This is a genomic window from Collinsella sp. SGI.095, assembly GCF_050314535.1.
Lineage (GTDB): Bacteria > Actinomycetota > Coriobacteriia > Coriobacteriales > Coriobacteriaceae > Collinsella.
In genome coordinates this window covers 87964-100187 of sequence record NZ_JBNPNG010000002.1, presented here as the reverse complement: position 1 = coordinate 100187, position 12224 = coordinate 87964, and the positions used below count along the sequence as shown (strand labels likewise).

Below are 12224 nucleotides of genomic sequence, written 5' to 3'. Positions count from 1 at the left end.
AAAAAGTCCCTGTTTAAGCCTGGATACCCAACAAACAGGAACTATTCCACCGCAACTTGCGAGGAGCAGACCGGGAGTACGACAACAGTGATGGATGAACATCCCCGCCCGCCCGGATATCAACCCTTAGCGATTACGCTCCTTAAGCGCGCGATCGATTTCGCGCTGAACGTCACGTTTGGCCATGTCCTCGCGTTTGTCGTAGAGCTTTTTGCCACGGCCCAGGCCCAACAGCAGCTTAACGCGACCATCGGTATTAAAGTAGAGCTCGAGCGGCACCAGTGCATAGCCGCGGTTGCGCAGTTTGCCGTCAAGAAAATCAATCTCCTTGCGATGCAGCAGCAGACGGCGCCGGCGATCGGGATCACGGTTCCACACGCCACCGTGACTATAGGGATGGATGTGCAAACCCACCAGCCAGCACTCGCCGCCGCGAATCAGTGCAAAGGTGTCGGTGATCTGGCACGCGCGCTCGCGAATCGACTTGACCTCGGTACCGCTCAGCTCAATGCCGCATTCGAATGTCTCGTCGATAAAGTATTCGTGATGCGCCGAACGATTCTTGGAGATGAGCTTGCGCTCGCGCTTACTGGGCATCGCCGGCCTCCTCGGCGTCATCGGCTTTCCCGCTCGCGGCCTCGCGTTTGGCCTTGCGCTCGGCGTTGAGCTCGGCATCGCTTTCGCGCACCAGCTTAATGATCGCCGCGCATGCCTCCTCTCCCACCAGGTCGCGGGCACGGACCGTCAGGCGTGTAGCCTCCTGCTTGTCACCGTCGCTCGCAGCGTCGGTCGCACACATAATCAGACAAATGGCAATCTCGGCCGAAGGCGAGGTCGGTACGCCCTGTAACGCCAGCTCGCCCATCACATGCTCATCACTCTCGTCGGCGGCATCCGGATAGGTGGCATGGATCTTGCTGAGCAAGCGCGTCGTATGTGAATCGCCAGGGGCCAAGCGCAGCGCCAGACGTGCGCAACCCACGGCCGCCGAGACGTTCTCGGTCTCGGGCTCCAAAAAGTACTGGCCCAAGTTGGCGTAGGCGCGGGCGGCGCACCTGCCGTCACTCGCACGCTCCAGCACCGAAAACGAAAGCGAAGCCCACTCCTGCTTGTCCTCGAGCGCACGGAACAGCTCGGCCAGATCCAGTCGGTAGTTGCAGTTCATGGGGTCCCAGCGCACGGCCTGCATCAAGGCATTGCGGGCGCTCACATAATCCTGCTGACGGATGTAGGCAAACGCCATGTCGGAGTACAGGCGATCAAAGGGCACCTCGACCTGCACCAGCTCGCGTGGATCCTTTTCCACGCGGCGGTAGGCCAGGCGCTCAAACTTGCTATCGAAGCTAAAGTACTGGCGGTTCTCCTCCGTTTTGCACTCGGCATCGATATACTCCTCGGCGAGCTCCACCAAACGCTCCAGCAGCGGCGTCGCCGTGGCCAGGTCTCCCTGCGCCAGGTAATTCTCGGCATACGTAATGTCTTGTAGGCTGATAGGCAGGTCCATGGCAACTCCTCGGTCCAGGTGAAACGCGGCTCATTCCACACATGCGGTGTATACACAAAACCCGGGTCTCTTGCGAGGCCCGGGCATTCAATTTGTGGTAGCCCGTACCAGATTCGAACTGGTGATCTCCGCCTTGAGAGGGCGGCGTCCTAAACCGCTAGACGAACGGGCCATATGTAGCAAATGCAATGGCTGGGATGGAGGGAGTCGAACCCCCATTGACGGAACCAGAATCCGCTGTCCTGCCATTAGACGACATCCCAATGACTGCATCGCTGCGCTCGGCTGTGCCTTTGCGCAAGAAAGAAATATACGGGAAGCATCGCGATGACGCAAGTCTTTATTTTGACTTTTTTAAAATTCGGTCAAATTGGCCTAATTTCGTCCAACCCGTGAAGGACCTGTGATGCCGACCGCTGTACACGAAGGGCAAAACGCCGCGAGCGGTAGCCGTCAACCGTTGGCAGATACTAACGCGAAAACGATAGCACCAGGCAACATAATCGAAGTATCTTTTGATCATGCGGACGTCATGGCATGCGGCGCTCCCCGACCTCAAGCGCATCCAGGCAAGCCTCGTCGAGCTGTCCGGCATGCCGACCGTCATATCCGAGACGAACCTGGAGCGGCGGCAGCGAGAGCGGCGGCAGCGGCAACGAATTCCGTTTATCTGCCACGGCATTCAGGCATACCTGCCCTTTATGGACGAAGAGTACTGGAGCGACACGCCCGACAAGCACGTAAAGATTTACGACCCACACGAATGGGCGCAGCTGAAGGACTGACTGGGGCAGGCCCGCCCTGGAGTAGGCCCGCCGGCAGAAAGCGCATCCCAGATTTCAAGCTCAAACTGGTCCCCACTTTCCCGTCGAGCCCTCAACCGGAAACCGTGTCCCAGAATCAGCGCTCGAAACGGGATGTCATTTCCGATAGAGCCCTCAACCGGAAAGCACATCCCAGAATCAGCACTCAAAATGGGACGCACTTTCCGAAGCCGCTACAGCAACGCCTCGGTCCAAGCCGCTTCCCTAAAGCCAGGGATCGCAAAGTCGTCGCCCACCAGCAGCGGGCGCTTAACCAGCATGCCGTCAGTCGCCAGCAGCTCGCAGCATTCCTGGTCCGTCATACCCGCATCCAGGCGCGCTTTCAGACCAAGCTCTCGATATTTCATGCCCGACGAGTTAAAGAAGCGTCGCACCGGCAGCCCCGAACGAGCAATCCAGGTCGCAAGTTCCTCAGCCGAAGGATTGTCTGTAACAATATCGCGATCGACGTACTCAACCCCATGCTCGTCCAACCAGGCCTTGGCCTTTTTACACGTCGAGCATTTGGGGTATTCAACAAACAGCACTGCCATGGGGATTCCCTTCTTAGAAAAGACAAGTGTCTGGCAAACAGCGCATCGATGGCCATCTGCGACCGATGCCGATATTGTAACCAGCGCCGACGTACAGGCGGTCGCGATTTTCCATCTTGAGGTTAGCGCCTCGCATGGGCGCCAATGGGACAGGTCGCGCGCTGAACCAGCGCGGCGGCCAACAGCACCAACAGCATGGCGACAACGTAACCCGCGGCATCGAAGCCCAGGTCGATCATGTCGAAATGACGACCAGGAACAAAGATCTTGTGCACTTGGTCACCGACAGAGCAGACGGCGCAAAAGAGCAGAGCGAGTACGTACCGGAATCGCGCGCATGGCAGGCACTCGCCCAGGCATGCCACTGTCGCCGAAGCAAACAGTCCTACAAAGAAGAACTCAACGGTATGTGCGACGCGACGAATGTTGGCACCCATCCACAGACGAACGGGCGCAAGCGGATCGGGATGAACAGTGGCAGTCGTTGAATCCGTGCCCTCGACGGCATCCCCCGCCTGGAACTCCTGCGTGGCGTCGGGCCGCACGTCCGCGGCCCGTCCTTCCACCGAGCGCGCGGTGGACTCGCTGAGCGACGACGTCTGCTCCACGTTTTGCTCCGTCAGCATCCAAATACTTGCCAGCGTCACGACCAGCAGGACAATCGAAATCCATCCGACCATGTGCTTCACACGCGCTAAGGGCTAACCTCCGTCATTTTTTGAGCAGCAGCGAGTGTACCCCCAAATGCAGTTGTCGCCGTAGCGAAATCCAAAATGTTCGAATCGGGGCGCCAAAGGACCGTGGCGCCCCTACTCCATCTCGCGCATCCAGCGATCGAACGTCCCCACGCACACGCCTAGCCGCTTTGCCGCCTGACTCCGCGTGATATCACCCGCCTCGTAGGCATCGCGTACCAGCTCGAATTGCGGGGGACAGGGCTTGCGGGGCCGGCCAAAGCGCACGCCGCGCGCTCGCGCCGCCGCAATGCCCTCGGCTTGGCGCCGGTGGATGTTCTCGCGCTCCACCTGTGCCACATAGCTCAGCAGCTGCAAAACAATATCGGCAATCAACGTACTCGTCACGTCCGACCCACCACAGTCTCTGGCGCGCGTGTCGAGCAATGGCATGTCCAGCACCACGATGGCGGCGCCGAGCTCTTTGGTTATGCACCGCCATTCCTCGAGGATCTCGCTGTAGTTACGGCCCAGCCGATCAATGGAAAGTACCACCAGCACATCGCCGGAATCCAACGCGCACAGCAGCTCGCGATACCGCGGTCGATCGAAGTCCTTGCCACTCGCATGGTCGGCAAAGATATTCGCCGGTTCCACGCCATAGGCGCCCAGCGCATCCAGCTGCCGATTCAGATTTTGATCACGCGAGCTCACCCGCGCATACCCGTACACCGTTGTCATCTCATCCCCGCTCTCTCGTAAACCTCCCAAAAAGGGACAGGTTTGTTTTGGTAGGTTTTATCTCCCCTATAGCAGGCGGAAGACGCAAGCGCGCGGGCGGCAAGACGATTGAACCGCCACAAAAAAGGCAGCCCCAAAAGACCGCCCCGTTCTCTATCAATCACCAAATTCCGGCTAATGAATAAGTCTGAAATCCAAGTGCCCGCGGGTCGTGTTGACACGCGAGACCTCGATGATCACGCGTTGCCCCAACTCAAAACGGCGCCCCGTGTCGGCACCCGTCAACGTGAGCGCGTCCTCGTCAAACTCGAACCACTCGCTTCCCAAACTCTTAATCGAGACCAAGCCCTCGACCTGTGTCAGGTCGAGGCGCACAAAGAAGCCCATGCTGCTGACCCACGAAATGGTTCCGGCATAGCGCTCGCCCAGACGATCCTCGTAATACTGGGCAATCTTGATCTTTTGCGTCGCATGGCTGGCGGAGTCCGCCGCACGCTCGGCATCGCTGCATGCACGGCAAATCTGCGGCAAGATGCGCGGCAGCGACTCGCGACCTTTGCCGATCAGCCGCGGCGTGCGCGCCAAGGCATCCTTGCCGCCCAGCTGCTCATACGCCAGCTGCAATTTGAGCACGCGATGGACAACAAGGTCCGGATAGCGTCGGATAGGGCTCGTAAAGTGGCAGTAGCACGGCGCGGCGAGCGCAAAGTGGCCCTCGTTGCGCGGCTTGTACAGCGCGCGCTGCATACTGCGCAATAGCAACGTGTTGACAAGCGGGGCATTTGCCGTGCCAGCGGCAGCGTCAACCGCCGCCTGCAGCTCATCGGGACTTCCCAGGGCAATGCCGGCCGCGCGGCGATCGTCGATGATACCCAGCTGCGCCAGCGCCACAGCGGCCCCGTGCAAGCTGTCGGGGCTGGGATCCTCATGCACGCGATAGCATGCCTCAATATCGCGGTCTGCCAGCCACTCGGCAACGCACTCGTTGGCAAGCAGCATAGCTTCCTCGATGAGCGACGTGGCACACGAGCGCTCGCGGGCCACGATCTGCACGGGAATGCCGTCCTCGTCCAGCAAAGCGCGAATCTCCGCCGTGTCAAAGTCGACCGAGCCGCGCGCACGGCGAATGCGACGGCGTCGCTCGGCAAGCTCGTTGGCAGCAACTAGGAAATCGCTCAGATCCACGTCGTAGTCGCGGGCAGTCTCTTCGCAAGTCAAACCGCGCTCAAGCGCCTCCTCGCGCGACGCCTCGGCTGCAGCAACATCCTCGGCGGCACCTTTCAACACGGAGTACTCCACCGCACCGGCACGCACCAGCAGTGCCTCGGCACCGTCATAGTCCATGCGCACGCGCGAGCAAATCACACTGGGATACGGATCGTAGTGGCGGACGCGCCCCTGCGCATCGAGCTCGATGTCGACGGTAAACGCCAGGCGATCCTCGTCGGGGCGCAAGGAACACAGGTCATTCGACAGGCGCTCGGGCAACATGGGGAGCACGCGATCGGCAAGGTACACCGACGTCGTGCGATGGCGAGCCTCTAGGTCGATGTGTCCATCCCAGGCCACATAATGCGATACATCGGCGATATGGACACCCAGCTTGTAGCCGCCCTGCGTCGTGCGCTCCAACGAGATGGCGTCGTCAAAGTCGCGCGCGTCGACCGGATCGATCGTGATGATAAAACGGTCGCGCAGATCACGGCGAAGCGGGTCCTTAAGAGCCGTCGCCACGTCGAGCGATAGCTCCTCGGCCTCGGCAAGGGCGGTCTCGGGATAACTATCGATATAGCCGTAACGAGCCATGACATATTGAACGCCCAAGTCGGGTGCATCGTCGCCGCCAATGCGGCGCTCAAGAGTCACGGTGCCCGATTCCAAGCGTGTCGGATAGCTCAAAATGCGTGCGACGACTGCATCGCCCGGATGCACGCCCAAACGCTCCGCCGAAGTATCCTCGGGCAAAATAAAGAAATCGGCCTTGAGACGCGAATCAAGCGGCTCGATCACACCGAGGGGGCCTGCCGTCTGATACGTGCCCACCACGCTTATGGCCGCGCGCTCGACAACGCCCTCGATCACGGCACGGCGATCGCCGCGCGGTCCGGTCTTAATGCTCACGGCCACGATGTCGCCGTCCATAATCTCGCGCTTGCCGCGACCCATGACCTTATAGTCGCCATTATCGGTGACAACATAGGCGCTGTGCTCATGGAGCTGCACGCGGCCCGTCAGGCTGGGACGCCGCTCGCTGCGCACCAGCGCGCGCTTGTTGCGAGCGCTACGCTTATGTTTGTTATTGCGCCCCATGGCGCCTCCTTACTATCTGTTGCGGGGCCCGCAGGCGCAACCGCATCATGTCAAAACACCGTGCAGGCCTAAACCGCACGCATCAAAGAGTCTACCCAATCAACAACAGGGCACGCACCTCGCGTCATGATCCCTATGTGACGGAGAAAATCGAATTATCGAAACAAGCCGAACTGCCGGTGAGCCCTTTTCCTCCGTCGCACGGGATCAAAAAACGGGCCGCCCCAGAGCGGGACGGCCCGTTAGCAAAACTAATTCCAGCTGTGTCTACACGCGCAGGTAGCGACGCATGGCAATGGCGGAACCAAAGAGACCGATGATCACGCCGACCAGGATCAGTGCGGCATACGTCACCAGGTAGTATTGCATCGGCAGCGCAAACGACATCCAGCCAATGCTCTCCTGAAGACGCGGAACCAACAGGTTGCGAAGCAGCTCCAAAACACCGATGGAAAGCAGTGAGCCCAAAACGGCCTGCAGCACGCCCTCGGTGATAAACGGACCGCGAATAAAGCCATTGCTGGCGCCCACCAGGCGCATGATAGCAATCTCGCGGCGGCGAGCCGTAATCGACAGGCGAATCGTGTTGTTGATAAAGATGAACGCGATAAACGTCAGCAAACCAACAAGCACAACGGCAGCGATGCGGATGTAGTTCGTCACCTGGAACAGGCGGCTCACTTCCTCCTGACCGTACAGAACGCTCGCGTCAACGTCACCGTCATCCGCGATCTTCTGGAAATCGGAGTTCTTCTTGAGCTTCTTGGCCGTGCTCTCGACCTGGGACGGATCGTCCATCTCGATCGCGAACGAAGCAGGCAGCGGATTCTGGCCATCAAGTGCGCTCAGAGTGGCGTCGGCGTTACCCGACATCTTGCTCGTGTACTCGGCCAGCGCGTCGTCCTTGTCCTTATAGGTCACGGACTTAACGTTGTTCCACGTCTTGAGCTCACTCTCGAAAGCCTGGACGTCGGCCTGGTCGGCGTCATCGCTAATAAACGCGTTGATAACAACCTGGTCCTCAACGGTGCCGATCACGGAGTTCAGCATCGCGGAACCCATGATGAACAGGCCGATGATAAACAGCGAAAGGAAAATCGTGATGACGGCGCCGAGCGAGGTGGTCCAGTTACGGAAGAAGTGGCTCATTGCCTCTTTGAGCGAATAGCCCACGTTAGTTGGTGCCATAGTTGCCGTAACCTCCCCTCTCCTGGTCGCGGATTACGTGGCCGCCCTCGAGGGCGATCACGCGACGATGCATACTATCGACCATTTCGCGATCGTGGGTAGCCACGATCACGGTCGTGCCGGTGCGGTTAATGCGCTCGAGCAGCTTCATGATGCCGAGCGAAATTGCCGGGTCGAGGTTGCCCGTTGGCTCGTCGCAAATCAGCAGCGGCGGACGGTTGACCATGGCGCGGGCGACGGCCACGCGCTGTTGCTCGCCGCCGGAAAGCTGATCGGGCAGCGAGTCCATCTGATCGGCCAAACCGACCAGACGCAGTACCTCGGGCACCTGGCTGCGAATGACGCCCTTGGGCTTGCCTATGCACTGCAGGGCAAACGCCACGTTTTCATAGGCGGTCTTTTGCGGCAGAAGCTTAAAGTCCTGGAACACGGCGCCAATCTGGCGGCGCAGGAAGGGAACCTTGCGGTTCTTGATTTTCATGAGATCCTGACCGGCGACCAAAATGCGACCGCTCGTAGGCCTGACATCACGGTTGAGCGTGGAAAGCAGCGTGGTCTTACCCGATCCGGAATGACCGACCAAGAAGACGAACTCACCCGGATAGATCTCGATGTTGATGTCGTCGAGTGCGGGCTTGTTGGGCTGTGCCGGGTAGATCTTGGTGACATGCTCCATCAGAATGACGGGCTCGACACCGGCCTGCTTGGCCATCTTCTTGCGACTTGCCTGCGGATCGATAGGCGCGAACACCGACGTAAAATCGGGGTTGTTGAGCGCGTTGTCAAGACTTGCGACCTCGGCAGCCTGATCATTCTCGACCATGGGCGCAGCGGGCTGCGTAGGATCGGGAATGCCGGCAAAGAGGCCGGACTGCGCCGGCTGCGGCGCGGGCGTAGCAGGAGCCATGGGATCGGGAATGCCCGCCATGGTCGGCTGAGGCTCGGCTGACGTCTGAGGCTGGTTCACGCGAGCAGCCACCTTTTGGACGGGCTCAAAGCCCGCAGCGGCAGAAAGCTCGACATCGCTGGTGGGATTGTAGGCAAAGGGATCGGATGCCGGCCGTGCCTGATCTGCCGGCTGTGCGGGGGCCTGGGCATTATGCTGGCCCTCTGAATCCGGAGTGGCGAAACGTGTGCCCGGGACACCTTGCCGTGTCTTGGGGGCCTCATCGCCCGCACCGGAGGTACGGAAGTGGTTACCCACTGGTGCTCCTTATCATCGTGCGTTTAAACTACATGAGCGCTTTGTATTTTAGCAGCATTAGCTTCGCTGCACATAAGACGCACGGTTTTGCAACCCCCACCAGCCTCCGGACGGGGCCCGCTTCCCGGAGGAAGCCCTTGCTTGGTGCGGGCCTGATTTGTTTGTTACCGACAAAAACAGGGGCGCCCTCTTTGGGGGCGCCCCTGTTGTGGCTTGCATACGGTTGCTGAAGCGATACTTTGCCTCGTCTTGCCCTAGGCCAAGAACTCCTTGGTGGTTGCCACGATGTTGGCGGCATCCAGGCCGTACTTGTGCAGGAGCTCGGCGCCCGGACCGGACTCGCCAAAGGTATCGTTGACGCCAATCTTCTTGAGCGGCGTCGGGCACTGAGCGCAGAGCACGTCGGCAACGGCGCTGCCCAGGCCGCCGATCACGGAGTGCTCCTCGACGGTCACGACGTGGCCGGTCTTGGCGGCGCTCTTGACGATCAGATCGGCGTCGATGGGCTTGATGGTGTGCATGTTGATGACCTCGGCGTCGATGCCCTCGGCAGCGAGCTGCTCGGCAGCCTCGAGAGCCTCGCCAACCATCAGACCGCAGGCGATGATGGTCACATCGGCGCCCTCACGCATGACGATGCCGCGGCCCAGCTCGAACTTGTAGGTCTCGGGGTCGTTGATGACCGGCGAGGCCAAACGGGCAAAGCGCATGTACACGGGACCGTCGCACTCGTAGGCGGCGCGGACCACGGCGCGGGCCTCCACGTCGTCGGCCGGGACAATAACGGTCATGCCAGGGATAACACGCATAAGGGCGATATCCTCGCAGCACTGGTGCGTGGCACCGTCCTCGCCCACCGAAATACCGGCGTGCGTGGCGCCGATCTTGACGTTGAGGTGCGGATAGCCGATGGAGTTACGGACCTGCTCAAAAGCGCGGCCGGCGGCAAACATGGCAAAGGTGCTCGCAAAGGCAGTACGACCGGTGGTCGCGATACCGGCGGCGACACCCATCAGGTTGCTCTCGGCAATGCCCACATCAAAGAAGCGGTCGGGGCAGGCGGCCTTAAACTTACCGGTCTGCGTGGCGGCAGCCAGGTCGGCGTCGAGGACCACAAAGTCGTCGTGCTCGGTAGCGAGCTCAACGAGGGCCTCGCCGTAGCTTACACGCGTGGCGATTTTCTTGACGTCTGCCATCCTAGAGCTCCTCTCCGGCGGCCGTGAGCTCTGCCATGGCCTGCTCAAACTGTTCATCGTTGGGGGCCTTGCCGTGCCAACCAACCTGGTTCTCCATAAAGGAAACGCCCTTGCCCTTCATGGTCTCGGCGATAATGGCGGTAGGCTGACCCTTGGTGGCGCGAGCCTCGGCAAAGGCGGCGCGAATCTGACCGAAGTCGTTGCCGTCGGCGAGCTCCACCACGTGGAACTTAAAGGCGCGGAACTTGTCGGCGAGCGGCATGGGATCGTTGACCTCCTCGACGGGACCGTCAATCTGCAGGCCGTTGTGGTCAACGATCACGCAGAGGTTGTCGAGCTGCTGATTGCCGGCAAACATGGCGGCCTCCCAGACCTGGCCCTCCTCGCTCTCGCCGTCGCCCAGCAGGGCGTACGTGCGGTAAGTATCGCCCCAGTGCTTGGCGGCGACGGCCATGCCCACGGCGGCGGAGATGCCCTGGCCCAGCGAGCCGGTGGACATGTCGACGCCCGGGGTGTCGTTCATGTTGGGGTGGCCCTGCAGGTGGCTGCCGATATGGCGCAGCGTCTCGAGGTCCTCCTTGGGGAAGAATCCGCGCTCGGCGAGCACGGCGTACAGACCCGGAGCGCAATGGCCCTTGGAGAGCACAAAGCGGTCGCGGTCGGCCTTGCGAGGATCGGCCGGGTCGACATTCATTTCCTCAAAGTACAGATAAGTCATGATGTCGGCAGAGCCGAGCGAACCGCCCGGATGGCCGGACTTGGCAGCGTGCACGCCGGTGACGATGCCCTTCCTTACCTCGTTGGCAACCTTTTTGAGCTCTTCGTCGCTCATTGTGCCTTCCTTTCATCCTCTTTAGACAAGATGCGCACGGCGCAGAAGGTAATCCCAACCCAGCCGCAATGCACGTGCGCCATTCATTATGCTGGAAACTGAAGGCTTTACCAGAGTTTTTATCATTATTTGAATAATTTAGCAGGCAGACCCGCTGATGAATCGGTTTATCAATGTGAACGTCTTTTGGATGGAGCGCAGTCTACCCTACGCGTTAATGTCCTTGAACCCCTCGCCGAAGGCTTCCGTAACGTCGGCGACCGTCACGATAGCTTGAGGATCGCGCTCGCGCACGATGGTCTTGAGTGTATTGAGCTCGCGGCGGCTAACGATCACCATAATCACCGGCTTCTCAGCGCCCGAATACATGCCGGTCGCCTTAAATTTAGTGCAACCGCGACCCAGACCATACATGATATCGGCCGCGATATCGGGGAAATTCTCCGAGATGATGAGCACCATACGGCGCTTGTTGCCGCCATCGACCACAGCGTCGATCACATAGCCGCTAATCACCATCGAAAGCCCTGCATACAGCGCGTTCTCTAGAGAGAAAACGGGGGCCGATGCCGCGCATACGGCGACATCGATCGCCATGACGGTCGAACCCACCGGCAGCGAGGTATTACGCGAGATAATCTGGCCGATGGTGTCGGAGCCGCCGGTGTTGGCGCCGGCGCGTAACACCATGCCGTAACCAATGCCCGTGATAATGCCGCCCCACATAGCGGGAAGCATCAGGTCTGCATCTGCCAGAGGCGCTACAAACGGGGCAAACAGGTCGGTAAAGAAGCCCAGTAGCACAAAGCCTGTCGCCGTCTGTACCACATAGAACATGCCGCCCTCGCGCATTACGACCAGCAACAGCAAGGCGTTCATCACGATGGTTTGGATACCGACGGGCAGCGACACGCCTCGCGCGGCACCGACCGCCTGGATAATAGTCGCAAGGCCCGTAACACCACCGGCGGCAAGACCGTTGGGAATCAAAAACAGGTCAGTCGCGATGGCCGCCAAAGCGCACCCAAGCATGATCTGGGGCAGATCGTGGAAGAAGTTCATTGAAAGAATGCGCTTAATATCCAGACGATATGCCATGCTGCCCCCCTCAAAAAAGCGCACCCCATTGGGTGCGCTTTGAACTTCTTACCGTATTTGATTCTACCGATTCGCCGAGGAAAAACCACCCCGCGGCGGGTTTGCTCTGGATATAAAACC

12 protein-coding genes and 2 tRNA genes are annotated in these 12224 nt (G+C 60.0%); 1 reads left to right on the top strand and 13 read right to left on the bottom strand.

The window, feature by feature from the left end; all coding sequences use genetic code 11:
- Window positions 1–126: 126 nt before the first annotated feature.
- From smpB to ACQRCA_RS01320, 4 genes are all read right to left on the bottom strand, one after another.
- On the bottom strand, window positions 127–597 hold the full coding sequence (gene smpB, locus ACQRCA_RS01335) for an SsrA-binding protein SmpB (protein ID WP_006235325.1): 471 nt from the start codon (window positions 595–597) through the stop codon (window positions 127–129).
- On the bottom strand, window positions 587–1504 hold the full coding sequence (locus tag ACQRCA_RS01330) for a hypothetical protein (protein WP_154515983.1): 918 nt from the start codon (window positions 1502–1504) through the stop codon (window positions 587–589). Before ACQRCA_RS01330 ends, smpB begins: the two co-directional genes overlap by 11 nt.
- Before the next feature lie 95 nt (window positions 1505–1599).
- Window positions 1600–1676: transfer RNA gene (locus tag ACQRCA_RS01325), tRNA-Glu, on the bottom strand.
- Between the two features lie 17 nt (window positions 1677–1693).
- Window positions 1694–1767: transfer RNA gene (locus ACQRCA_RS01320), tRNA-Gln, on the bottom strand.
- Window positions 1768–2025: 258 nt separating this feature from the next.
- Here ACQRCA_RS01320 and ACQRCA_RS01315 point away from each other — a divergent pair.
- Window positions 2026–2289, top strand: coding sequence for a hypothetical protein (locus ACQRCA_RS01315; RefSeq protein WP_427717754.1), 264 nt, complete (start codon window positions 2026–2028; stop codon window positions 2287–2289).
- A gap of 212 nt (window positions 2290–2501) precedes the next feature.
- On the opposite strand, the gene ACQRCA_RS01310 is transcribed toward ACQRCA_RS01315, so the two are convergent.
- The 9 genes from ACQRCA_RS01310 to ACQRCA_RS01270 all read right to left on the bottom strand — a co-directional run bounded on the left by ACQRCA_RS01310 (window position 2502) and on the right by ACQRCA_RS01270 (window position 12104).
- Complete coding sequence (locus tag ACQRCA_RS01310) at window positions 2502–2867, bottom strand: arsenate reductase family protein (protein WP_427717859.1); 366 nt, start codon at window positions 2865–2867, stop codon at window positions 2502–2504.
- A gap of 116 nt (window positions 2868–2983) precedes the next feature.
- Window positions 2984–3541 (bottom strand): VanZ family protein, encoded by a 558-nt coding sequence (locus tag ACQRCA_RS01305; protein WP_427717751.1) that lies wholly within the window; start codon window positions 3539–3541, stop codon window positions 2984–2986.
- Window positions 3542–3670: 129 nt separating this feature from the next.
- On the bottom strand, window positions 3671–4276 hold the full coding sequence (locus ACQRCA_RS01300) for a recombinase family protein (protein WP_427717749.1): 606 nt from the start codon (window positions 4274–4276) through the stop codon (window positions 3671–3673).
- Window positions 4277–4450: 174 nt separating this feature from the next.
- Complete coding sequence (locus ACQRCA_RS01295) at window positions 4451–6586, bottom strand: ribonuclease R family protein (RefSeq protein WP_427717746.1); 2136 nt, start codon at window positions 6584–6586, stop codon at window positions 4451–4453.
- Between the two features lie 267 nt (window positions 6587–6853).
- The gene (gene ftsX / locus ACQRCA_RS01290) at window positions 6854–7774 is read right to left on the bottom strand and encodes a permease-like cell division protein FtsX (RefSeq protein WP_154515997.1); all 921 of its coding nucleotides are present in this window, start codon (window positions 7772–7774) and stop codon (window positions 6854–6856) included.
- A complete protein-coding gene (gene ftsE / locus ACQRCA_RS01285) occupies window positions 7761–8978 on the bottom strand; it encodes a cell division ATP-binding protein FtsE (RefSeq protein WP_427717743.1) in 1218 nt (405 codons plus the stop codon). The genes ftsX and ftsE overlap by 14 nt, the downstream gene beginning before the upstream one ends.
- A 254-nt stretch (window positions 8979–9232) precedes the next feature.
- A complete protein-coding gene (locus tag ACQRCA_RS01280; protein ID WP_427717741.1) occupies window positions 9233–10174 on the bottom strand; it encodes a transketolase family protein in 942 nt (313 codons plus the stop codon).
- 1 nt (window position 10175) lies between these two features.
- Window positions 10176–11006, bottom strand: coding sequence for a transketolase (locus ACQRCA_RS01275; protein ID WP_154516003.1), 831 nt, complete (start codon window positions 11004–11006; stop codon window positions 10176–10178).
- Window positions 11007–11213: 207 nt separating this feature from the next.
- Entirely contained in the window at window positions 11214–12104 is an 891-nt protein-coding gene (locus ACQRCA_RS01270) for a YitT family protein (RefSeq protein WP_427717738.1), read from the bottom strand.
- Window positions 12105–12224 lie beyond the last annotated feature (120 nt).

What these genes read in the sequence shown, in the direction of transcription:
- smpB (WP_006235325.1), bottom strand. Translation starts at nt 597, where the DNA reads ATGCCCAGTAAGCGCGAGCGCAAGCTCATCTCCAAGAATCGTTCGGCG.
- ACQRCA_RS01330 (WP_154515983.1), bottom strand. Translation starts at nt 1,504, where the DNA reads ATGGACCTGCCTATCAGCCTACAAGACATTACGTATGCCGAGAATTAC.
- ACQRCA_RS01315 (WP_427717754.1), top strand. Translation starts at nt 2,026, where the DNA reads ATGCGGACGTCATGGCATGCGGCGCTCCCCGACCTCAAGCGCATCCAG.
- ACQRCA_RS01305 (WP_427717751.1), bottom strand. Translation starts at nt 3,541, where the DNA reads ATGGTCGGATGGATTTCGATTGTCCTGCTGGTCGTGACGCTGGCAAGT.
- ACQRCA_RS01300 (WP_427717749.1), bottom strand. Translation starts at nt 4,276, where the DNA reads ATGACAACGGTGTACGGGTATGCGCGGGTGAGCTCGCGTGATCAAAAT.
- ACQRCA_RS01295 (WP_427717746.1), bottom strand. Translation starts at nt 6,586, where the DNA reads ATGGGGCGCAATAACAAACATAAGCGTAGCGCTCGCAACAAGCGCGCG.
- ftsX (WP_154515997.1), bottom strand. Translation starts at nt 7,774, where the DNA reads ATGGCACCAACTAACGTGGGCTATTCGCTCAAAGAGGCAATGAGCCAC.
- ACQRCA_RS01280 (WP_427717741.1), bottom strand. Translation starts at nt 10,174, where the DNA reads ATGGCAGACGTCAAGAAAATCGCCACGCGTGTAAGCTACGGCGAGGCC.
- ACQRCA_RS01275 (WP_154516003.1), bottom strand. Translation starts at nt 11,006, where the DNA reads ATGAGCGACGAAGAGCTCAAAAAGGTTGCCAACGAGGTAAGGAAGGGC.
- ACQRCA_RS01270 (WP_427717738.1), bottom strand. Translation starts at nt 12,104, where the DNA reads ATGGCATATCGTCTGGATATTAAGCGCATTCTTTCAATGAACTTCTTC.